The sequence below is a fragment of the Candidatus Baltobacteraceae bacterium genome (genome assembly GCA_036559195.1).
GTDB lineage: Bacteria > Vulcanimicrobiota > Vulcanimicrobiia > Vulcanimicrobiales > Vulcanimicrobiaceae > JALYTZ01.
Genome location: DATBTN010000057.1, coordinates 164,122 through 187,590 on the forward strand (window position 1 = coordinate 164,122; position 23,469 = coordinate 187,590).

Consider the following 23,469-nt stretch of genomic DNA (forward strand, 5'->3'; position numbering starts at 1 on the left):
CGCGCGGGAAGCGTCAGGCTGAAACGGCGTGACGCGCGAGCGTTAAGGTCACGACCGTGCTGGTCTGCGTTGAGGTTATCCGAACCCCGTCCATGAGCTTGTGCATGAGCGAAATACCGCGACCGCGCTCTTCGCGTTGGACGAACGGGCGCCAGCGGCCCTGGTCTTCGATCTCGACCGTGACCGTCGTCGGAGTGATCTGCGTGCGGACGGTAATCTCGCCGCGGGGGTTGCCGCGGTAGGCGTGCTCGACGGCGTTGGCAATCGCTTCGCCGGTTCCCAGCAGCAGTGCGAAGCGGCGTTCTTCATTGAGATTGCAACTGTCGGCGATTTGATTCATCGCCGAGCGGACCAGCGGTGCGACCAGCGGAATCGCGGAGAAGCTCAGCAGTTCGTGAACCGTGCCTTCAGCGCAGTGCAAGGTGAGGGCGGCGGCGTCGTCGCGGTTGGTCGTTTTGGAAAAGATTGCATTTTGCAATCCTTCGGCCGGGTTGGCGGCCGAGCGAACGTCGTGACGGGCCGCAGCTTTGAGCAGCAACGCTTCGCCGAGAACGACGTCGCGGTCGTACTCGGTGAGACCGTCGGTATAGAAAATCACTTGCGAGCCCGGCGGCAGCGTGACCCGCCAGTCGGTCGCATCGATCGATGGCTCGACGCCGAGCGGAACGCCGCCGCCGGGCAAAAAGGCGCTCACGCCGTCGGCGACGGTAACGATCGGCGAAGGATGGCCGGCTGCGGCATACGTGAGACCGCGCGTGGCGGGGTCGTAGTATCCGAAGATCGCGGTAACCATGCCGATCGAGGCGCGCAGATTGGTGACGCCGTTGATATGTTCGAGCACGCCGGCGGGCGTGAAATCACCGACTGCAACCGACCGCATCGCCTGCCGGATCTCGCCCATGATCGTAGCGGCTTCGAGTCCGTGCCCCGCGACGTCGCCCAGCGAGAGTGCGACCCGTCCGTCGGGAAGCGTAAACGCGTCGTACCAATCGCCGCCGACCTCCGATTCGTCGCTCGCGGGCCGATACGCGCCGTACAGCGTCGCACCCTCGACGCGCGGAAAGCTCTCCGGCAGAAGCGCGCGCTGGAGCCGATCGGCCACGCGGTACGTACGCGCGAAGAGCGCCGCCTGCTCGAGTGCGTTGACCACGAGTACCGCCAGCACCGTCGCGAGCTTCTCGGTTTCGGCATTGAAAGCGCCGCCCTCTTGGGCGGCGAGTACGAACGTGCCGTGAACTGCATCCCGTCCGCCGAGCGGAACGGCGATGACGGTTCGCAAACCTCGCTTTTTTAGCGCCTCCGGAGAAGCCGCAGTTCCCGAACGGCTGCGCCACTTCGCATCGCGCGCCGCCTCCGCGATTGCGGGCGTGCCGCCGGGGCCGCTCGTGACGATGCTGCAGTAGTCCGCCAGCTCGCGAATGCAAAGCTCGGCGACCTGCGGGAGCGTCGCTTCGAGCTCGAAGGAAGACGCGAGAAGGCCGCTCGCTTCTGCAAGGATGTCGAGTGCTTCAACTCGTCGCATCGCGCCGGGTTCAAGCACGGGCAAAGCCCGGGGTCATGTTGCCCCTTTCCCGGGGGCACCCGCTTGCTAAACCTGCCAGGCCCAAATCGGTTTGGCCGCGCATACTGACGGAAACGATAACGCTACGCCTATACGGAGCGCTGCTCCTCGTTAGGCGCGTTGCGCACCTGCCCATGGAGCCGAACTTCATGCCGACTGCGGCCGCTGCCAAAAAATCCCCCACGAACGGCAAACGTTCGCGCACGGAAGCGCCGAATGCTTCCGACCAGCGACAACTTCTCGCAGCGCTGCGAGCCTTCCGAAAAGGCGACTTTTCAACCCGCTTGTCGGCGGACGGGGGCGGCATGGCCTCCGAGATCGCGCAGGCGTTCAACGAATGTATCGAACTCAACGCGCGGCTCTCAAAGGACTTCAAGCGCGTCAGTACCGTCGTGGGACGCGACGGGCGTATCTCGCAGCGTGCCTCGGTCGCTAACATGAGCGGCGGCTGGCTCGAATATATCGAATCCTACAATACGCTCATCGACGATCTGACGGCGCCGATGGCCGAGACCAATCGCGTGCTGGGCGCCGTCGCACAGGGCGATCTCTCGCAGCGCATGGCGCTCGATATCGAAGGACGGCCCCTGCGGGGCGAGTTCCTGCGGTCGAGCCGCATCATCAACACGATGGTCGTTCAGCTCAACGCCTTCGCATCGGAGGTCACTCGCGTCGCGCGCGAGGTCGGCTCCGAAGGCAAACTCGGCGGACAAGCGCGAGTGAAGGGCGTCGCGGGAACCTGGAAAGACCTGACCGACTCCGTTAACACGATGGCCGGTAACCTCACGAACCAGGTTCGCAACATCGCCGACGTTACCACCGCCGTTGCCAAAGGCGATCTCTCACGTAAGATCACGGTCGATGCCCGCGGCGAGATTCTCGAGCTCAAGGGCACCATCAACACGATGGTCGACCAGCTCAACTCGTTTGCCGGCGAAGTGACGCGCGTCGCGCGTGAAGTCGGTTCCGAGGGAAAACTCGGCGGACAGGCCGAGGTGACCGGCGTCTCGGGCACTTGGAAAGACTTGACCGACTCGGTCAACACGATGGCGACGAACCTGACCTCGCAGGTTCGCAACATCGCCGACGTGACGACCGCCGTCGCCCGCGGCGATCTCTCGAAGAAGATCACGGTCGACGTTCGCGGTGAGATTCTCGAACTCAAGAACACGATCAACACCATGGTCGATCAGCTCAATTCGTTCGCGGGCGAGGTGACGCGCGTCGCGCGCGAGGTCGGTTCCGAAGGCATTCTCGGCGGCCAAGCGCAGGTCGCCGGCGTCAGCGGCACGTGGAAAGATCTCACCGAGTCCGTGAACTTCATGGCCTCGAATCTTACCTCACAGGTCCGCAACATCGCCGACGTGACGACGGCCGTTGCCAAAGGCGATCTCTCGAAGAAGATCACGGTCAACGTTCGCGGCGAGATTCTCGAACTCAAGAACACGATCAACACGATGGTCGATCAGCTCAACGCGTTCGCGGGCGAAGTGACGCGCGTCGCGCGCGAGGTCGGTTCCGAAGGCAAGCTCGGCGGTCAGGCCGACGTGCAAGGTGTGGCCGGTACGTGGAAAGATTTGACCGACTCGGTTAACACGATGGCCTCGAACTTGACCAATCAGGTGCGTAACATCGCCGACGTGACGACGGCGGTCGCGAAGGGCGATCTCTCGCGTAAGATTACCGTCGACGTTCGCGGCGAGATCCTCGAACTCAAGAACACGATCAACACGATGGTCGATCAGCTCAATTCGTTCGCGGGCGAAGTAACGCGCGTCGCCCGCGAGGTCGGCTCCGAAGGCAAACTCGGCGGGCAAGCCCAGGTTCCCGGCGTCAGCGGCACGTGGAAAGACCTGACCGACTCCGTCAACTTCATGGCTTCGAACCTGACCAATCAGGTGCGTAACATCGCCGACGTGACGACGGCCGTTGCCAAAGGCGACCTCTCCAAGAAGATCACGGTCGACGTTCGCGGCGAGATTCTCGATCTCAAAGATACGATCAACACGATGGTCGACCAGCTCAACGCGTTCGCCTCCGAAGTGACGCGCGTCGCGCGCGAAGTCGGCTCCGAAGGCAAACTCGGCGGCCAGGCGCAGGTCGCCGGCGTCTCGGGTACGTGGAAGGATCTCACCGATAACGTCAACTCGATGGCGTCGAATCTCACGAGCCAAGTCCGCAACATCGCAAACGTCACTACTGCCGTTGCCAACGGCGACTTGAGCAAGAAGATCACGGTCGACGTGCGCGGCGAGATTCTCGAACTCAAGAACACGATCAACACGATGGTCGACCAGCTCAACGCGTTCGCCTCCGAAGTGACGCGCGTCGCACGCGAAGTCGGCTCCGAGGGTAAACTCGGCGGCCAAGCGTTCGTGCGCGGCGTCGGCGGCACGTGGAAGGATCTGACCGACTCCGTCAACACGATGGCCTCGAACCTTACCTCGCAGGTCCGCAACATCGCGAAGGTGACGACCGCCGTGGCCAACGGCGACCTTTCCAAGAAGATCACCGTCGACGTGCGCGGCGAGATTCTCGATCTCAAAGACACGATCAATACGATGGTCGACCAGCTCAACGCGTTTGCTTCCGAAGTGACGCGCGTCGCGCGCGAAGTCGGTTCCGAAGGCAAGCTCGGCGGCCAGGCACAAGTCGCCGGCGTTTCGGGTACGTGGAAAGATCTTACCGATAACGTCAACTCGATGGCCTCCAACCTGACGAGCCAAGTGCGCGGCATCGCGCAGGTCGTCACCGGCGTCGCCAACGGCGACTTGAAGCGCAAGCTGACGCTCGAGGCCAAGGGCGAGATCGCCCAACTCGCCGACACGATCAACTTCATGATCGATACGCTCGCAACGTTCGCCGACGAGGTTACCAAGGTCGCGCGCGAAGTCGGCTTCGAGGGTAAGCTGGGTGGCCAGGCTCAAGTGCCGGGCGCGGCCGGATTATGGCGCGACTTAACGGACTCGGTCAACCAGCTCGCCGCACAGTTGACCTCGCAGATTCGCGCGATCGGCGAAGTCGCGACCGCCGTCACCAAGGGCGATCTCTCGCGAACGATCGAAGCCGAGGTTCGCGGCGAAGTCGCCGAGCTGACGCGCAACGTCAACGAGATGATCCAAAACCTGCGCGACACGACGAGCAAGAATACCGAGCAGGACTGGCTCAAGACCAACCTCGCGCGCTTCACGGCGATGCTGCAGGGGCAGCGCGACATCAAGACCGTGAGCCGCCTGATCATGTCGGAGATCGCGCCGCTGGTCAACGCGCATACCGGCGCCTTCTATCTCAGCGAACCGACGGGCGACCAGCAGGTTCTGCGTCTGATCGCGAGCTACGCGCTCAGTAAGAAGAAGAACGCCCTGCGCATGATTCGCGAGGGCGAGGGACTCGTCGGACAGGTGCTGCTCGAGGGCCAGCGCGTGCTGCTCACCGAGGTTCCCGGCGACTACATCACGGTGAGTTCGGGACTCGGCGAAGCCAAGCCGATGTCGCTCATCGTTCTCCCCGTGCTCTTCGAAGGCGACGTGAAGGCCGTTATCGAGCTGGCGTCGCTCGACAACTTTACCGACACGCAGCTGCAATTCTTCGAACAACTCACCGAATCGATCGGCGTCATCCTCAACACGATCGGCGCGTCGATGCGTACGGAGGAACTGCTCAAACAATCGCAATCGCTCACGACCGAACTGCAGAGCCAGCAGATGGAACTGCAGCAGACCAACGACGAACTCGAGGACAAAGCCCGTTTGCTGCAGGAGCGAAACGACGAGATCGAGCGCCGCACGCGCGAGATCGACGAAGCGCGTCAAGAACTCGAGAAGAAGGCCGAGCAGCTCGCGCTGACCTCAAAATACAAGTCGCAGTTTCTCGCCAATATGTCCCACGAGCTGCGCACGCCGCTCAACAGCCTGCTGATTCTCTCCAAACAATTGGCCGATAATCCGCAGGGGAACATGATGCCCAAGCAGATCGAGTTCGCGCGAACCATCCGCGCGGCCGGATCGGATCTGCTCACGCTTATCAACGACATCCTGGATCTTTCGAAGATCGAGTCGGGCACCACGTCGATCGATCTGCAACAGATTCCATTTGCCGCAATCGAAGACGACATGGTTCGCACGTTCGACCAAATCGCGAAGGACAAGGGCCTGGAGTTCGTCATCAAACACGGTGAGGGCGTGCCGAAGGAATTGCTTACCGACCCGACGCGCCTGCAGCAAATCCTCAAGAACCTTCTATCCAACGCGTTCAAGTTCACGACCAACGGCTCGGTTACGCTCGAGTTGACGTTAATCAAGGATCACAAGTTCCCCAACCTGCACGGTCCCGTGGTCGGCTTCTCGGTGACCGACACGGGCATCGGCATCCCGCCCGATAAGTTCAACGTCATCTTCGAGGCATTCCAGCAAGCCGATATGGGGACGTCGCGCAAGTTCGGCGGCACCGGCCTGGGACTCGCGATCAGTCGCGAGATCGCCGGACTCTTGGGCGGCGAGATCGGCGTCGAGAGTACGCTCGGAGCCGGCAGCACGTTTACGCTCTACCACCCGCTGACTCGCAACCTCTCGGCCGTAGCGCGTCCGGTAACGGCGATGACCGAGAGCCCGCGCGAAGTGCCGCGTTTCGAGGAACCGGCGGAGTTCGATACGTACGTTCCGCCGTCGCTCGCCGAGATCAACGACGACCGCGACACCATCGAGGCCGCCGATCGCGTGCTCCTCATCATCGAAGACGACGCGATCTTTGCGCGGATCTTGCTCGGTCTCGCGCGCGACCGCGGATTCCGGGGAATCGTCGCTCTTAGCGGCGCCGACGGCCTCGCACTCGCGCGGCGTTACCTGCCCGACGCCATCACGCTCGACATCGGTCTGCCCGATACCGACGGCTGGAAACTGCTCGCCGACCTCAAAGCCGACCCGAACACCGGGACCATCCCGGTGCACGTGATCTCCGGTGAGGAGCAGTGGCAGCGCGCGCTCGACTCCGGAGCGATCGCTCATCTCAAAAAACCGGTAACCGAAGAAACGCTCACGGAGACGTTCGACAACCTGCTCGGTTTCGCCGAGCGCCGTACGCGCAATCTGCTCGTGATCGAAGACGATCTCACGCAGCTCAACGCGATGGTCAATTTGATCGGGAGCGGCGAAATCGCGGTCACCGCCGTACGAACCGCGCAGGAAGCGTTAGAGTCGCTCGCCACGACGCACTTCGACTGCATCGTTATGGATCTCGGTCTTCCCGATCTGAGCGGCGATGAGTTGATCGGCCGCATCCGCGAACTTCCCGATCACGCGCGCACGCCGATCATCGTCTACACGGGCCGCGATCTTAGCCGCCAGGAAGAGGCAAAACTTGCCAAGCTCAGCGAGGCCGTCATCGTGAAGGACGCGATGTCGCCCGAGCGGCTGCTCGACGAGACCCGATTCTTCCTTCACCAAGTCGAATCGCGTCTTCCCGCTGCGAAACGCACGGTCGACATTCCGCCGCTGGGCGCCGCATCGCTCGAAGGCAAGAAAGTGCTCATCGTCGACGACGACTCGCGAAACATCTTCGCCTTGGGCAGCGCGCTCGATTCGCATCACCTCGACGTATTGAGCGCGGAGAGCGGCCAAGAGGGCATCGACCTCCTGATGAAGACGCCCGATATCAGCATCGTATTGATGGATATCATGATGCCGGATATGGACGGCTACGAGACGATCCGGCGGATCCGGGCCAATCCCCAGTTTCGGGATCTGCCGATCATCGCGCTGACCGCGAAGGCGATGAAAGGCGATCGCGAGAGCTGCATCGCCGCCGGTGCCTCGGAATACATCAGCAAGCCGGTCGATCTCGATCAGCTGATTTCGTTGTTGCGTGCATGGTTGACGCGATAAGCGAGGATCAACCGCAACTCTCCGATCGCGGCGACGAGTTGGCAACGGTCGAACTCTCGCTGCTGCTGGAGGCGGTTGTCCGCTGGGCGGGATACGATTTTCGCGAGTACGCGCCGGCGACGCTCAAGCGGCGCGTCTCCGAACGCATCCGTGCCGAAGGCGTGGCGACGATCTCGGGGCTGCAGGAGCGAATGCTTCACGAACCCGAGGCGTTGCGCCGGTTCGTGCTCGCGATGTCGGGCACGTCGAATCGGCTCTTTCGGCCGTCCGAGTATTTCGCCGCGTTTCGCACGAAGGTCGTGCCGCTGCTGCGCACCTATTCCTTCGTGCGCCTCTGGTTCCCGGCGTGTTCGACGGGCGAGGACGTCTACACGGTCGCGGCGATTCTGCTCGAGGCCGGTCTGCTGGAGCGCTGCATGATCTATGCGACGGATCTCAGCGATCTCGCGCTCGCGCAGGCACGCGAGGGTGTCTACGAGATCGACTCCTTCGAGGCTCTGGGCAACGATTACAGCGCCGGCGGAGGCACCATGCCGCTCGCGTCGATTTGCTCCTATTCCAACGGCGCGGTCAGCTTCAGCGAGACGCTGAAGAAGAACATGATCTTCGCGCAGCACAGTTTGGCAACCGATGCTTCGCTTAACGAATTTCACGCCATCGTTGCGCGCGGCGTGTTACCGCAGCACAGCAAAAGCCTGCAATATCGCGTGCACAACTTGTTTTTGCAGAGCCTCGCGCGGCTTGGGTTTCTTTGCTTGAGCAGCGCCGAGTCGCTGCATTCGACGCCGCATGAAGGGGCGTTTCGTAAGATCGACGAGGTCGTTCCGATTTATCGCCGCATGCGCTAGCCGGCTTACGTGGGGGAACGGGTGCGATGCGGCGGGACGCCCGCTTTTTCGCATCGTGCGAAAAAGCTGCTCGGCTCGTCGTCGCTCCCGCCATCCTGGCTCCGCTCCTCCCTCACACGCCCGCCGCATCGCACCCGTCCCCCCACGCAAGCCTCGTTGTCATGCTGTGCCTGTCCAAGCACGAGCCGGTTTGAAGCACCATGGCAAGAACCCGCGCCTTGTCATGCTGAGCCTGTCGAAGCACGAGCTTGACGAAGCCGCATGACAAGAACCACTTGTGTTTACTGGGAGCGGAGCGGGATGAATTGGCAGGCTATGGCGCCGGTTTCGCGGAGGCCGGCGACGGTGCGTTCGTAGGCGATGCTTCGTTGGGCGGCGCTGTTGCCGATTGGGGCGACGAGGCGGCCGCCTTCGCGGAGTTGTTCGAAGAGCGAGGGTGCGATGCTCGGGGCACTCGCGGTCACGATGATGCGATCGAAGGGTGCGTCGTGCGGATCGCCGTTGCGGCCGTCGCCGCAGATGATTCGTACGCTGCCGTATCCGGTCGCGTAGAGGCGCCGCGCCGCGTTCGCGGCGAGGTCGGCTTCGATATCGATCGTGACGACGCGGCCGTACGCTCCGGCGAGTTCGGCGAGCAGCGCGGCATTGTAGCCGCTGCCGGTTCCGATCTCTAAGACGCGCATGCCCGGCTCGACGCGCAGTTGTTCGAGCATCAGCGCGATCATGGTCGGCTGCGATGCGGTGCTCAACGCGACGCCGTTGGCGGATTTGATCGCAACGACGCCGTCGGCATAGGCGGCATCGATCGAAACCTCGGGCAGGAACGCATGGCGCGGCACCGCGCGCAGCGCCGCTTCGACGCCGCGATCGATGCCGATTCCGGCCACGATCATGCGATCGACCAAACGGTTGCGGATGCGCGCGGCGTCGTCCATGCACCCGTTATACCGCGTTTTAGCGCAGGATCGGATGGACGTCCCCAAACTCGTGCTAGAGCGGCCGCTCGCGCAGGCCGACCGCGATGGCCTCGGCGAGAAACGGCGGGCACCGCCGCCTCGAGCGTGGCGCATCTGGTGCTACTCATGTCGCACGCCTCCCTGCACGAAGAAGCGGGCGCTTCCAGGAGCGCCCGGCGCCCGGGGGCGAATGGATTGGCATGCATCTCAGCCCTGAAACCGTCGATCACTTCTTTGCGTCGATCGTGTGGATCGCCCTCATCGTTATCGTCATCGCCGCCTACATCGGGACGCGCGGTTCGGGCGCTGGTAAGGCTCCGATCGGCCGGACGTATGCGTGTGCGAACTGCGGTCGCCGCGGCAATCACGAACACATGGTGCCCGTCAATGCGGGCGGCTCGGTCGTCTGGTACTGCGCCAAACACTCCGGCTCGCACTAACGAACCGGCTTCACCGAACCCATAACATGAAAAACGCACCACGGTGCGTTTTTTGCATTCGACGCGTCCTTCGACAAGCTCAGGATGACAAAGGTGTTGTCATGGTGAGCTTGTCGATCCACGTGCTGGTCAACAAGCCCCGCTCTTTGTCATGGTGAGCTTGTCGAACCACGTGCTGGTCAACAAGCCCCGCTCTTTGTCATGGTGAGCTTGTCGAACCATGTGCTGGTCAACAAGCCCCCGCTCTTTGTCATGGTGAGCTTGTCGAACCACGTGCTGGTCACCGAGCCCCGCTCTTTGTCATGATGAGCTTGTCGAACCACGTGCGGGTCGACGGGCGCTAGATCTGGACGACTTCGCGGACTTCGGGGACGTCGGCGCAGACGACGGCTTCGATCGCGCCTTTGAGCGTCATCGAGGATGCGGGGCAGCCGCCGCACGCACCGAGCATCTGGACGAATGCGGTGCCGTCTTCGACTTTGATGAGCCAGACTTCGCCGCCGTCCATTTGAATGCCGGGCCGTACTTTGTCGAGCGCTGCGTTGACGCGCTCTTCGAGGGTCTCTATTGCGAATAGCCTTTCATGACTTCGTGCATCCGGCCGCTCATGGCCAATGCCTCGTCCCACTTGCGCTGCCACATGTTGCGGCCGAAGATCAACCCGACGCACCCGGCCTCCATCGCGATTTTCGCTTTGTGAATCGTGTCGTCGTCGCTGGCTTTGCTTCCGCCGGAGACCAGCACGAGCGAGCGTCCCGCGGACTTCACAACCTTCGCAAGTCCCTCTTCATCAGACAGCTGGAGCGTGTCGTAAGGTTTCGGTAATTGGCCGGCGGTGGCCGCATCGAACTTCGGAACGTTCAATTTGATCACGTCCACGCCCATCTCGCAGGCGACTCGCGCCGCGTAGTCGATCGCGTAGAGCGAATCGATGCCGCCCTTGGCTTTGATCGCCGCGCCGCGCGGATAGGCCCAGACGATCAGCGGCATGCCGTAGCGTTCGCACTCGCGGCGAACTTCGTTGCACTGCGCGATATCCACGTCTTGCGCGGGGCTGCCGACGTAGAGCGTGTATCCAACCGCGTCGGCGCCCAATCGCACGGCATCTTCGACCGACGAGGTGAGCGAACTAAACGAATCGTCGTCGTTCGGTACGTTCGTCTTGCCGTTGATCTTAAGCACGAGCGGCACTTTGCCCGCGTAGGCCTTGTGATATTTCTCCGCCAGACCGACGTGCAGCGCGATGCCCGAAAAATTACCTGCGACCGCGAGGCGGTAGATCCAATCGGTATCGATCGACTCCGGGTTTGCGAAGAAGTCGATCGGCCCATGCTCGAGGCCCTGATCGATCGGCAACAGCATCAGGGTTCCGTTGGCCGGCCCGTGTTCGTACATCAAGCGGTGCAAACGGACGCGTTTGCCCGTCGAAAGGTTCATGTCGTCAAACGTGGGGCGGCGAACGGTAGCTAGCACGAGTTGGGTCTCCTCAAGACGCGATGCGGGCGGGGCTTCTCGGCCTCCGGCCTTCGGTCAGGGTTCGAGCGGCCCCTACGCGGGCGGTTGCTCCCAGGTTGCCGGCGGCACGTTGCGGGAACAAGGCTCGCCATGGCCGATCCTCATTCCGCCGCCTTCACTCCGGCGCACTGCACGGTTTTCCGGGACGACGGGCGTGCCGAGCCGCTTGCCGATCTCTCGAAGATCAGCGAGATCCTCGAAGAGCCGGGTGCCTTCGTTTGGCTCGACACGGTCGACCCGCAGGACGGCGCGCTGCGCTTGCTGCAGGACGAGTTCGGCCTTCATCCGCTCGCGGTAGAAGATGCCGTAAAAGCACACCAACGGTCGAAAATCGATGCGTATGCCGGCTTTTGGTTCATCGTCGTGCATGCGGTCGCCCACGGCGCGCGCACGCTAACGACTAGCGAAATCGCGATTTTTGCCGGCACGCGGTTCGTGGTGACGGTTCGGCACGCGCCCGCTTACCCGCTCGACGAGATCGAACGGCGTTGGAACGGGGTAACCTCGCTCAAGCGAGACAGCGGCGCACTCGTGCATACGATCCTCGATACCGTCGTCGACGACTACTTTCCGGTCGTGGAAACCTTCGAAGCGCGGGTCGAAGCACTGGAGAACGCGCTCCTGACGCCGTCGCGCGGCGGCCCGGCGAGCGCCGACGTTTTGCGCGACGTGCTTGCGATCAAACAGCAGCTGCAGCTCATGCGTCACGTGGTCGCGCCGGTAGGCGACATCGTCGCTCGCATCGTGCGCAGCGACGTGCAGATCTTCGGCCCCGACGAAATCGCCTACTATCAGGACGTTGGAGATCACGCGATGCGATTGCTCGACCGCATCGACTCGCTGCACGACATGGTCGCAACGACGCTCTCGATCCATTGGTCGTTATCGGCACACCGCCAAGCCGAGATCGGCAAGCAGCTCACGGTAATCGCGACGATCTTTCTGCCGTTGAGCTTTATCACGGGCTTTTTCGGGCAGAATTTTGGTTTTCTGATCAATCACATCACGGGCGTCCACGATTTTTGGTGGCTCGGGATCGGCAGCGAGGTCGTGGCGCTCGCGATCCTGATGGTCTACTTTGCACGGAAACGCTGGGTCTAGCGCGAAGGCGCCCCCTCGATATGGAAAATCTTCCGAAGATCGGTTTTATCGGCGTCGGCGCGATGGGCGAACCGATGGCTCGTTCCTTGCGACGCGCGGGTTTTGCGGTAACGGCGTGCGCGCATCGCAATCGCGAACCGCTCGATCGGCTCGCCGCCGATGGGGTGGCGCAGGCCGCCGATCCGGCCGGCGTCGCTGCCGCGAGTTCGATCGTCATTACATGCGTTCCGGACGCGCCGCAGGTTGAAGAGGCGCTTTTCGGTTCCCGCGGGGCCCTCGCGGGAGCGGCGGCTCCCGCTACCTTCATCGACATGTCGACGATCTCGCCGGTCGCCACGCGTGAGTTCGCGACTCGAATCAATGCGGCCGGGCACCGATTCGTCGACGCCCCGGTCAGCGGCGGTCCCGCCCGCGCGAACGAGGGGACGCTCACGATCATGGTCGGAGCCGATCCGCTCGATTTCGCCCACGTCGAGCCGGTGCTGCGGGCGATGGGAACCCCCCACCATCTGGGGGCGGTGGGACTCGGCGAGACCGTGAAACTCGTCAATCAGCTCATGATCTCGACGATCATGCTCGCGAACGCGGAGGCGTTGACGTTCGCGAAGAAGGCCGGAGCCGATATCGAGGCCGTTCGTAAAGTCATCGCTAGCGCGACGGGTTCAAATTATCTGCTGGAGAACTGGTTACCGAAAACGTGGTTTGCGGGCACGTTTGACGGAGGCTTCGCACTCGATCTCCTCCGTAAGGATCTGGCGGCCGCGCTCGACGCGGCGCGCTCGATGAAGTTGGCACTTCCCGCGTCGGCTCTCGCGTACCAGCTCTACACACTGCAATCGGCTGAAGGGGACGGATCGCGTGACTACAGCGCCGTCGCAAAATTCTATGAACGCATCGCTGGAGAATAAACGGGGCAGCTTCAACAAGCACCCCGACTTCAATAAAAAAATCCTCGTCGTCGACGACGAGGCGGCGATCCTCCAGACCCTGCGCTACAACTTGGAACGAAGCGGCTACACGGTTTGTACCGCCAGCGACGGGCGTAGCGCGATTGCGATGGCCCAGCGCGAGGAGCCCGACCTCATCGTGCTCGACATCATGCTGCCGGTGCTCGACGGCATCGAAGCGTGCAAGGAGATTCGCAAGACGAGCTCCGTGCCGATCATCATGTTGACGGCGAAGGATCAGGAGATCGACAAGGTGCTCGCGCTCGAACTCGGGGCCGACGACTACGTCACCAAACCGTTTGCGCTGCACGAATTCCTCGCTCGCGTGAAGGCGCGCTTGCGCCGTCAATCGCCGATCGTTTCGCAGGATCGCGAGGCGGCGATCTCTCTGGGCGGCATCGTGCTCGACCCGTCGCGCCAGCAATTGACGGTTCGCGGTACCGACGTATCGCTCGCGCCCAAGGAGTTCGCGCTGCTTCGCGTGCTCATGGAGAATCCGGGACGCGTAGTCACGCGTCAGACCCTGCTCGACAAGGTTTGGGGATACGATTTCGAAGGCGAGCAGCAGACGGTGAGCGTGCACATCCGGTGGCTGCGTGAGAAAATTGAAGAAGATTCACGTAGTCCGCGGCACATCATCACCGTCCGCAGCCGCGGATACATGTTCAAGGAGTAATCATCCAGCCAGAGATTCTCGCGTTCGGCGCGCTCGTTATCGGCGTGGCGGCGGGGTTCGGTCTGCGGTCGCTGAGAGGCGCGCGCGCGCCGGAGCGCGCCGACGATCCGCCGCCGCGCGCCGCCGAACGTTCCGGCGACCGGTTCGATGCGCTCGTGCGCGCCCTGCCGCTGGGCGTGATGATGCTCGATCGACACACGCGGGTGCGATTTTCCAATCGCGCATCGGCGGCGATCTTCGGCTTCGATGTAAAACGCGTTGAAGGCGCGCATCTGATCGAAGCGGTTCCTTCGATCGAGCTCGAACGCCGCGCCGACGCGGCGCTTGCGGGTGAAGCGACGATGGGGCCGCTCATCGTTGCCGGAAAGACCGGGAGCCGCCACTATGCGGTCTCCGTCTATCCGCTCACCGATCACGACGATCGCGTGAACGGGGCGCTCGTGCTGGCCGAGGATCACACGGACCTGTTGGCGCTCGAGCGCGCGCGTCAGGAGTTTCTCTCCAACGTTTCGCACGAGCTGCGAACGCCGCTTTCGTCGGTAAAACTGATGCTCGAGACGGTGCTCGAATCGCCCGAGGAAGAAGCCGGCGATATCTTTTTGCCGCAGGCGCTCGCACAAGTCGACCGGCTCGTCGCCCTGGTGGCGCGTCTGCTCGAGCAGGCCCGGGCGGAATCCGGGGCGATGAACCTGCACGTGGACGAGGTCGATCTCGAAGCGATCGCCCGGCCGATCGTCGCGTCGTTCGAGCCGCAGGCTGCGGCCAAGAACGTGACCCTTGAGTTTCGCGCCGAGCGGCCGATCGTTTTGGAAGCGGACTCGCAGCGGCTGGCCCAAGTTCTGGTAAACCTCATCGATAATGCGCTGCGTTTCACTCCCACCGGGGGATCGGTAACGACCGCGATCGACACGAGCGGCGGGTACGCCGTCATCGGCGTGAGCGATACGGGGATCGGGATCCCGTACAAGGATATCCCGCATATCTTCGAGCGGTTCTACGTGGTGGATCGTTCGCGCGCGCGCGACATCAGCGGCGCGGGACTCGGACTCTCGATCGTCAAGCAAATCGTCGACGCGCACAACGGCACCGTCACGGCCGAATCGCTTCTCGGAAGCGGCACCAAGTTCACCGTAAAGATCCCGGTCGCGCACCTCATGCGATCCCCGCCGTCGCGTTAATCTCGCGATAAGGAAGCCCTAATACGCGTGTGGTTTGCTTAGAGCATGCTGACGTGGATGGAGCTTGAGAAATCGGATCGGCGCCTACGCTGCGAACTAAAGAACCCACTTGTCATCCTGAGCCCGTCGAAGGACGACAAGCTCATGCTTCGACAAGCTCAGCATGACAAAGAATCCACTTGTCATCCTGAGCCCGTCGAAGGACGACAAGCCCATGCTTCGACAAGCCCATGCTTCGACAAGCTCAGCATGACAAAGAACCCACTTGTCATCCTGAGCTTGTCGAAGGACCGTGCCGCCGCGCTGAGGTCGGCGTGACGCGCCTTAATCTTCCTTAATATTGGCTTAAGGAAGACTTACGGCTCCTTGCGTACGATGAGTGGGCTTTGATCCCGAGTCGACCAGGCCGGGCGCACGCGCAAGAACGCGTCGCTAAAGGTGCGCTCTTCGCTGCTAGCGCCTTCGTCATCGTTGCGATGGCGACTATCCTCGGCTATCTCGCCTTCATGGGACTGCGGCTCTTTCTCCACGACCGCGTGTCGCCGTTCACGTTTTTGTTTTCGGCGAACTTCAGCCCAGATCAGAATCATCCGGGCGCCCTCGTCTTCATCCTGGGCTCGCTCGCGGTTACGCTCTTTGCGATCTTCGTCGGCGGCCCGTTCGGGATCGCGGTCGGCATCTTTCTCTCGCAACTCGCGCCGAAGCGCCTCGCCTCGTTCATGAAACCGGCGATCGAGATTCTCGTCGGCATTCCATCGGTCGTCTACGGCTGGTTGGGGCTCACGCTGCTCGCGCCCGTCATCCGTCACGTCGGCAGCCTTACCGGCTTCGGATTGCTCACCGCCGGCATCGTACTCTCGATCATGATTCTACCGACGGTCATCGCGCTCTCCGAGGACGCGCTGCGCGCGGTGCACATTTCGATGAAAGAAGGCTCGATGGCGCTGGGCGCTACGCGCTGGCAGACCATCTGGAGCGTCCTCTTGCCATCCGCGCGCAGCGGCTTGATGGTCGCCGTCATTCTTGGCATAGCCCGCGCCATCGGCGAGGCGCTCGCCGTTCAGATGGTGATCGGGAATAGCCCGGTTTTGGCGAAGAGCCTGCTCGCGCCGACGGCGACGCTCACGACCGAAATCGTGACCGATATGGGCAGCGCGCAGCAGGGGACGGTCCTCTACGATTCGCTTTTTTCGATGGCGTTTTTGCTGCTGCTCATCGCAATGGCGCTCATTCTCGGCGTGCGCTACGCCGCGCGCCAGCGAGCCTAAATGGCGGTAGCGAGCGCGACCTCTCTCGGCATTGAAAAGCGCGCGCGCGCCGCGCAGCGCCGTTTGGTCGATTCGGCCATGACCGGCGTTCTGTGGGCGGCGGCCGTTTCGATCATCGTGCTGCTCGCATTTTTCATCGGCTACATCACCTATCTCGGAGCGCCGGCCATCTCGTGGCATTTTCTTACCGCGCCGCCCAGCGAGATTAGCGCGGGGGGCGGCATCGGTCCCGAGATCTTCAATTCGTTTTATATTCTCATTCTCACGCTGATTTTCACGGTGCCGATCGCAACCGCGGGCGGCATCTATCTCCAGGAGTACGCTCGCCCCGGGCTCTTTACCGCGGCCGTGCAGTTCTGCGCCGAATCGCTCGCGACGATTCCGTCGATCGTGATGGGACTCTTTGGGCTGGTGCTCTTCGTTACGGTGTTTCACTGGAAATTCAGCGCGATCGGAGGCGCGTTGACGCTAACGATCTTGAATCTGCCGGCGCTGATGCGCGTCACTCAAGAAGCGCTGCAGACGGTACCCAATGCGTTTCGCGAAGGCTCGATGGCGATTGGCGCCACCAAGTGGCAGACGATTCGCCGCGTCGTGCTTCCAAGCGCGATCGCACCGCTAACGACCGGCATCGTGCTCATCGCCGGCCGGATCATCGGCGAAACGGCCGCTTTGATCTTCACGGCCGGCACGAGCGTTTCGCCGGGTAAATCGGCGTTCGACATGGGGCTCTTCCACACGGCGGAAACGCTCTCGGTGCACCTGTGGTACACGCACTCCGAGGGGTTGATCCCCGATGGCACGCTCGTCGGCAACGGCTCCGCACTCGTTCTCCTCGTCATGGTCCTGATCTTCAACATTAGCGCCCGCTTTTTAGGGCGCGTGATAAACAAACGGTTCACGGGGAAATAATCTGGTATGCTCACCACCATGACAGCGAAGGCACCGTTCATGACAGCGAAGGTACCGCAGATCGAGCAATCGGCCAAACTGCAGGTCGACGACCTCAACGTCTACTACGGCGCCTTTCAGGCGATCAAGCAAGCTTCGCTGCGGGTCTCCGAAAATAACGTCACGGCGCTGATCGGACCTTCGGGGTGCGGCAAGTCGACCTTCATTCGCGCCCTCAATCGAATGCACGATCTCACGCCCGACGTACGCGTCGAGGGGACCGTAACGCTCGACGGTGAGGACATCTACGCGCCCGGCGTCGATCCGGTTACGATTCGGCACCGTATCGGAATGGTGTTTCAGCGCGCCAATCCGTTTCCCAAGACGATCTTCGAAAACGTCGTCTACGGGCCGCGCATCCACGGCGTAGGCAATCGCAAAGCGCTCCAGGAGATCGCCGAGCGCAGCCTCCGTCACGCCGCCCTTTGGGACGAAGTAAAGGATCGGCTCGATCGCTCGGCCCTGGACCTCTCCGGCGGCCAACAGCAGCGGCTCTGCATCGCACGCGTCCTGGCCGTGGAACCCGAGGTCATTTTGATGGACGAGCCGGCGTCGGCGCTCGATCCGATCGCAACGAGCAAAATCGAAGATCTCATCTCGGAGCTAAAAAAAGAATACACGGTCGTAATCGTGACGCACTCGATGCAGCAAGCCGCTCGAATCTCCGATTACACGGCGTTTTTCCTGATGGGAGAACTGATCGAAACGGCCAGAACCACCGACATTTTCACCAAGCCGCGGGACAAGCGGACCGAGGACTACATCACCGGCCGCTACGGCTAGAACCGGCGTGGCGCCGGGTCCACCACGAGCGGTAGTGGTGGAGGCCGCCGGCACATACTAGGCGCGCCTTTTTTAGCCGTCCTAGTGAATCTTAAAGCCTCGTTAAGTACGTCTTAATATCAAGCTCGTACGATGTGGTCGTCACTTGTGTGATAGCAAAGGAAAAGAAACACGTGTTTATGTCACTTGCGCGTTTTACTGCATTGTGCGTGTCGTGCGCGTTATTTGGAGGCGCAGTAGCGTCGGCGGAAACACCGGCAACACCGACGCCGGCCCCCAAAGCAACGCCCGCGGCATTCCAGTACAGCGGCAACATTCGCGCTTTTTACTTCACTCGCACGAACCGGGTGCAAAACGCCGGAAATCCCAACCGCACGGCATTCAATCTGGGCGGCAAACTGCATGGCGACTATCACTTCGGCGACTCGCCGTTTACGGTGGGCGCCACCTACTACGGAGCCGACCCGCTCGGCGCGAACGGTTCGAACCCCGGCTTCAACCCGCGGATCGATAACACGCTCCCCGGATTCGATCTCAGCACGCTCGGCGAAGCCTACGTGCAAATCAAGACCAAAGGGTTTTTCGCAAAAATCGGCGACCAGAACTACAAATCACCGTGGGCTCCGGATTCGGATTCGCGCATAAAACCGGCGCTCTACCAGGGTGCCGACGTGGCGATCGGCTTCGGCAAAGGGTTCACGCTCGGCCTGACCGACATGATCCGGTTCGAGAACCGCACGAGTTCGGCGTTTGAGAAAACGACGCTGCTCACCGGCGGACCGATCGCCGGCGGCCCCTCCAACCCGCGCATCGAGACGAACGGGTTTAGCGTTGCGAGCCTCGGCTACAAGTACGGCTCGCAATTTAATGCGACGATCTATAACTACGCTTTCACCGACATTGCGAATCTCGTGTATGCCGAGGGCAAGTATTATCCGTCGCCTAAGTCGCCGATCAAGCCGTACGTTGCGGCGCAATTCGTCGACGAACATCAAGCCGGCCGCGCTCTGGTCGGGATCGTCAATAACTCGACCTACGGCATGCAAATCGGTGCCTCGTTCACGAAAAACATCGACCTCGCAGCGAGCTTCGATGAGTCCCCGGAACGCACGGCAACGCTCGTAGGCAGTTGCGCGCAGGCGGCTCAATCCGGATACTTCCTCGATGCCGGCGGCACGCCGAACTGCAAGAGCTACGCGCCCGGAACCTATACGGTGTACTACGGCGGAATCGCCACGCCGTACTCGGACTCGTACGCGACCGACCCGCTCTACACGACCAGCATCTCGCAAGGTGTGGCCGACCGGCACAGCACCGGCCAATCGTTCAAGGTGGCCGGCACGTTCCAGACGAGCGACAAGAAGGTCAAGTTGATTCTCTCGCAGGCGTTCTACGATTACTCCAACGGTGCGGGCGTCAACGCGACCAAAGAATTCGATGCCGACGCGACCTATTTCTTCAACAAGGTCGGCCCGGGCGCATATCACGGTCTCTCGATCCGTCACCGCTACGCCGATCGAACGCAACCGACACTTCCGTTCGACTTCAAATACAATCGCACGCAGCTCGAGTACGATTTCTAACACTTCGTACTAAAGGAACGACAACATGAAACGCTTGATAACGGCGATCGCGATCGCCGCTAGTTTCGCGCTGCCGCTCGCGGCTCTCGCGGACACCAGTATCACGGCTGTAGGCTCGACCGCGCTGCTGCCGCTGGTGAAAGAATCGGCCACGGAATATCAGACCGCACATCCCGACGTCAAAATCTCGGTCTCCGGCGGCGGCTCGTTCGTCGGCATCGCACAGGCTTCGGCGGGACAGGCCGACCTCGGCGACTCCGACGTCGTCGCGCCCGGCTCCGCGGGTTTGACCGATCACCGCGTCTGCGTCGTCGCTTTTGCGATCGCCGTCAACCCGTCGGCTGGCGTGAGCACGCTTTCGTCTAAACAGATCCGCGACATCTTCGCCGGTCGCGTGACCAATTGGAAAGCTGTCGGCGGGAAGGATCAGGCGATCGTCGTTATCAACCGGCCGCGCAGTTCGGGAACGCGTGCGGTTTTCGGTAAAACGATCATGGGCGTTTCCAAGATCGCCGAAACCGGCCTCGAGCAAGATAGCTCCGGCGCCGTCGTTTCGACCGTCGCAACGACGCCCGGAACGATTACCTACGTCGCACTCGGCTACACCGTCGGCAAACCGGTCACCGTCGTTAAGATCAACGGCGTGGCTCCGACCGACAACGCTATCCGCGACGGGAAATATCCCATCTGGTCGTACGAGCATATCTTTACTAAGGGTAAAGCCAAGGGCACCGTCGCCGACTTTATCAAGTTCATCGAGAACAACGGTAACGCGCTGCAGAAACTCGGCTACATCCAAACGTCGACGATGCACGTGAAGGAAACCGATCGCTAAATAGCCTTCGGGATTCGGAAGTAAGGGCGGGCCGTTCTAGAGAATAGAACGGCCCGTCATGCTTCCTGATACTATGCGGGCCCTCTGTAAAGTGCGGCCGGAGCCAGGCTTCGTCTTGCAAGACGTGCCCGTTCCCACGCTCGGCCCCTCCGATGTCCTGATTCGCGTGGAGAAGGCGGGCGTCTGCGGAACCGACCACCATATCTACGCCTGGGATAAATGGGCTCAGAACCGGGTTCACCCACCCTGCGTTATCGGCCACGAGTTCATGGGAACGGTGGCCGCGGTCGGACCGGCCGTTCGCATGGTTCGCGTGGGCGAACGCGTCTCGGCCGAAGGCCATATCGCCGACGGCACGTGCTTTCTCTGCCGCACCGGCGAGGCGCACATCTGCGAACGGGTCCAGATCATCGGCGTCGATCGTGACGGTGCGTTCGCGGACTACATCGCGATGCCCGAAGTCAACGTGTGGCGCCTCGATCCGGCGATTCCCGACGAGTTCGCGGCGGTCTTCGATCCGCTCGGTAATGCCGTTCACACGGTTATGGCCGCAGGCGTTAGTACGAAGTCGGTCATCATCACCGGCGTCGGATCGATCGGTTTGATGGCGATTCCGGTCGCACGCGCCGCCGGCGCCGCCGCGGTTTACGCCATCGACGTGAATCCGGCGAAGCTCGAACTCGCCCAACGACTCGGGGCCGACGAAGTATTTTCGGCAACCGATCCAAATTTGGTCGACGAGATTCTCAAACGTACCGGCGGCGACGGCGCCGACGTGCTGCTCGAAATGAGCGGCAGCGGCCAAGCGATCGACAACGGCCTGCGAATGGTGCGTAACGGCGGCCGCGCCGCCCTGCTCGGTATCCCGAGCGACTCGGTGAACATCAACCTTGCGGAACGCATTATCTTCAAAGGCCTGACCGTGCTCGGAATCAACGGGCGGCGCATGTTCGAAACGTGGTATCAAACGCAGGCGCTCGTAAAGAGCGGCCGCATCGATTTGCGGCCGATCATCACGCACGTACTGCCGTTCGAACAATTCGATCGCGCATTCGAACTGATGAAAAACGGCGAAGCCGCCAAAATCGTCCTCGATCTTAAAGGTGGTAACGCCAAGTGAACGCAGCATTCGAATCGCGTCTGACCGGCGATCTGCAGAAACTCAAAGATGCCGGAACGTACAAACAACTCAAACATCTCACCACGCCGATGGCCGCCGAAGTTCACATGGAAGAAGCCGGCGACGTGATCGTGCTCTCGAGCAACAACTATCTAGGCCTCTCCGACGAACCGTCGGTGATCGAGGCCGGCAAACGCGGTCTCGATACGTACGGCGCCGGCACGGCATCGGTGCGCTTTATCTGCGGCACGTTCGACGTTCACCGCACGCTCGAAGATCGCATCGCCGAGTTCTTGCGCACCGAGGCGTCGCTCTCGTACGTCGCGTGCTGGAACGCCAACACGGGCCTTTTCCCAACGGTCTGCGAGGCGGGTTCCGCCATACTCTCCGACGAGCTCAACCACGCCTCGATTATCGACGGCGTACGGCTCGCGAGCAAGGCGCGGCGCGAGCGTTACAAGCACAGCGATATGGCCGATCTGGAGGCGAAGCTGCAGTCGGTGCAGGATTGCGCGCCGATCGTCATCATCACCGACGGCGTTTTCTCGATGGAAGGCAGCATCGCGAAGCTGCCCGAGATCGTGGCGCTAGCGAAGAAGTACAATGCCGTCACCGTCGTGGATGATTCGCACGGTACCGGCGTAATGGGCAAGACCGGCCGCGGCACGATCGAGCATTTCGGCCTCGACGGGCAGATCGACATCATCACCGGCACGCTTGGCAAGGCGCTCGGCGGCGCGTCGGGCGGATTCGTCGCGGGCAGTCGCGCGCTCATCGACACGCTGATCCAGCGCTCGCGACCGCAACTGTTTTCGAATGCGTTGCCGGCGACGATAGCCTGCAGCGCGCTCGAAGCGATCGACTACCTCGACGCGCATCCGCAGTTGGTGGATCGTTTGCGCGAGAACGTGGCCTATTTCCGCGCCGGCCTCGGCCGGCTCGGCTTTAAACCGCTCGACGGCGAGAGCGCGATCGTGCCGATCATCGTCGGCGACACCGCGTTCGCAATCGCCATGAGCGAGAAGCTGCTCAAACGCGGCATCTTCGTAACCGGATTCGGCTTCCCAGTCGTCCCCGAAGGCACCGCGCGCATTCGCGTACAGATGAACGCCAAACTCACCAAAGACGAAATGGACCGCGCCCTAACCGCCTTCGAAACCGTCGGCAAAGAAGTCGGCCTCCTCACGTAACCCCCTGTCATCCTGAGCTTGTCGAAGGACGAGCTTGTCGAAGGACGAGGGGCGACGCACGCATCCCTCGACGCAGCTCAGGATAACCCAAGGGCCAATTACTTATGCACGAAGGTCATGGACCGGGGACCCATGCCGTGGATTTGGATGACGGTCACTCCGCGCGCCATGGCGTAGTGATGCACGCCGATCGGCACGGAGACGAACGAACCTGCGGGTAGCGTAACCATTTTGCTCGGATTCATGGTATCGCCCAGCCCGACGAGCAACGTGCCCGAGAGCACCGTGACGTTCTCAACGCCGCCATGGAAGTGCGGCCCGAACTTCGCACCGTTCGGAAGTTTGAGCCGCATGGTATAGGCGCCGGCCTTGGTCGGATCGCCGTAGATGACGGCTGTCTGGGCGCCGGCGAGGGGCCCGGTGCCAGCCGCCCAGTGAATCGCGGACGGAGTGACGATGGTCGGAGCGCTTCCGGCCGCATAAGCGGCCGAACCGGTCAATGCCAGGGCGCAAAGAAGCGCAAAAGTGCGAAGTCGCATGGGCAACCTCCAATAGAACGAGACGACGGGTCGCGCCTCGTCCTCGAATGATAAGGCCGCCATAACGCCCTAGCAACCCCGTTCTGGGGGTTCTTGGGG

19 protein-coding genes are annotated in these 23,469 nt (G+C 62.0%); 14 read left to right on the forward strand and 5 right to left on the reverse strand.

What is annotated here, in order from left to right:
* Positions 1–13 precede the first annotated feature (13 nt).
* Complete coding sequence (locus VIG32_08990) at positions 14–1,522, reverse strand: SpoIIE family protein phosphatase (protein ID HEY8298142.1); 1,509 nt, start codon at positions 1,520–1,522, stop codon at positions 14–16.
* 344 nt (positions 1,523–1,866) lie between these two features.
* Between VIG32_08990 and VIG32_08995 the strand changes: the two genes are divergently transcribed.
* On the forward strand, positions 1,867–7,440 hold the full coding sequence (locus tag VIG32_08995) for a HAMP domain-containing protein (protein HEY8298143.1): 5,574 nt from the start codon (positions 1,867–1,869) through the stop codon (positions 7,438–7,440).
* Positions 7,425–8,288, forward strand: a complete 864-nt coding sequence (locus VIG32_09000) for a CheR family methyltransferase (GenBank protein ID HEY8298144.1) — start codon at positions 7,425–7,427, stop codon at positions 8,286–8,288. Before VIG32_08995 ends, VIG32_09000 begins: the two co-directional genes overlap by 16 nt.
* Before the next feature lie 281 nt (positions 8,289–8,569).
* Here VIG32_09000 and VIG32_09005 read toward each other — a convergent pair whose 3' ends face one another.
* Positions 8,570–9,223: a methyltransferase domain-containing protein gene (locus tag VIG32_09005; GenBank protein ID HEY8298145.1), complete on the reverse strand. Its 654-nt coding sequence runs from the start codon at positions 9,221–9,223 to the stop codon at positions 8,570–8,572.
* Between the two features lie 221 nt (positions 9,224–9,444).
* Here VIG32_09005 and VIG32_09010 point away from each other — a divergent pair, with 221 nt between their 5' ends.
* Positions 9,445–9,684: a hypothetical protein gene (locus tag VIG32_09010; protein HEY8298146.1), complete on the forward strand. Its 240-nt coding sequence runs from the start codon at positions 9,445–9,447 to the stop codon at positions 9,682–9,684.
* A 340-nt stretch (positions 9,685–10,024) separates the two neighbouring features.
* Here the strand turns inward: VIG32_09010 and VIG32_09015 are convergent, their stop codons facing one another.
* Both VIG32_09015 and VIG32_09020 read right to left on the reverse strand, forming a co-directional pair.
* Complete coding sequence (locus VIG32_09015) at positions 10,025–10,354, reverse strand: NifU family protein (protein ID HEY8298147.1); 330 nt, start codon at positions 10,352–10,354, stop codon at positions 10,025–10,027.
* Complete coding sequence (locus VIG32_09020) at positions 10,249–11,157, reverse strand: hypothetical protein (protein HEY8298148.1); 909 nt, start codon at positions 11,155–11,157, stop codon at positions 10,249–10,251. The genes VIG32_09015 and VIG32_09020 overlap by 106 nt, the downstream gene beginning before the upstream one ends.
* 132 nt (positions 11,158–11,289) lie before the next feature.
* On the opposite strand from VIG32_09020, the gene VIG32_09025 reads away from it, so the two are divergent.
* From VIG32_09025 to VIG32_09075, 11 genes are all read left to right on the forward strand, one after another.
* The gene (locus VIG32_09025) at positions 11,290–12,300 is read left to right on the forward strand and encodes a magnesium transporter CorA family protein (protein ID HEY8298149.1); all 1,011 of its coding nucleotides are present in this window, start codon (positions 11,290–11,292) and stop codon (positions 12,298–12,300) included.
* A gap of 20 nt (positions 12,301–12,320) precedes the next feature.
* Positions 12,321–13,208: an NAD(P)-dependent oxidoreductase gene (locus tag VIG32_09030; GenBank protein HEY8298150.1), complete on the forward strand. Its 888-nt coding sequence runs from the start codon at positions 12,321–12,323 to the stop codon at positions 13,206–13,208.
* A complete protein-coding gene (locus VIG32_09035) occupies positions 13,186–13,923 on the forward strand; it encodes a response regulator transcription factor (protein HEY8298151.1) in 738 nt (245 codons plus the stop codon). The genes VIG32_09030 and VIG32_09035 overlap by 23 nt, the downstream gene beginning before the upstream one ends.
* Positions 13,924–13,967: 44 nt before the next feature.
* A complete protein-coding gene (locus VIG32_09040) occupies positions 13,968–15,101 on the forward strand; it encodes an ATP-binding protein (protein HEY8298152.1) in 1,134 nt (377 codons plus the stop codon).
* A gap of 386 nt (positions 15,102–15,487) precedes the next feature.
* Positions 15,488–16,369, forward strand: a complete 882-nt coding sequence (pstC, locus tag VIG32_09045; GenBank protein HEY8298153.1) for a phosphate ABC transporter permease subunit PstC — start codon at positions 15,488–15,490, stop codon at positions 16,367–16,369.
* A complete protein-coding gene (gene pstA / locus VIG32_09050) occupies positions 16,370–17,281 on the forward strand; it encodes a phosphate ABC transporter permease PstA (protein ID HEY8298154.1) in 912 nt (303 codons plus the stop codon). It abuts the gene before it with no gap.
* Between the two features lie 39 nt (positions 17,282–17,320).
* Positions 17,321–18,103 (forward strand): phosphate ABC transporter ATP-binding protein PstB, encoded by a 783-nt coding sequence (gene pstB / locus VIG32_09055; GenBank protein ID HEY8298155.1) that lies wholly within the window; start codon positions 17,321–17,323, stop codon positions 18,101–18,103.
* 179 nt (positions 18,104–18,282) lie between these two features.
* On the forward strand, positions 18,283–19,686 hold the full coding sequence (locus tag VIG32_09060; GenBank protein HEY8298156.1) for an OprD family outer membrane porin: 1,404 nt from the start codon (positions 18,283–18,285) through the stop codon (positions 19,684–19,686).
* Positions 19,687–19,711: 25 nt separating this feature from the next.
* A complete protein-coding gene (locus VIG32_09065; protein HEY8298157.1) occupies positions 19,712–20,521 on the forward strand; it encodes a phosphate ABC transporter substrate-binding protein in 810 nt (269 codons plus the stop codon).
* Positions 20,522–20,579: 58 nt separating this feature from the next.
* A complete protein-coding gene (gene tdh / locus VIG32_09070; protein HEY8298158.1) occupies positions 20,580–21,641 on the forward strand; it encodes an L-threonine 3-dehydrogenase in 1,062 nt (353 codons plus the stop codon).
* Positions 21,638–22,831 carry a glycine C-acetyltransferase gene (locus tag VIG32_09075; protein ID HEY8298159.1) on the forward strand — a complete coding sequence of 398 codons (1,194 nt, stop codon included), beginning with the start codon at positions 21,638–21,640 and terminating at the stop codon, positions 22,829–22,831. The genes tdh and VIG32_09075 overlap by 4 nt, the downstream gene beginning before the upstream one ends.
* Before the next feature lie 98 nt (positions 22,832–22,929).
* On the opposite strand, the gene VIG32_09080 is transcribed toward VIG32_09075, so the two are convergent.
* Positions 22,930–23,370 (reverse strand): cupin domain-containing protein, encoded by a 441-nt coding sequence (locus tag VIG32_09080; GenBank protein HEY8298160.1) that lies wholly within the window; start codon positions 23,368–23,370, stop codon positions 22,930–22,932.
* Positions 23,371–23,469 lie beyond the last annotated feature (99 nt).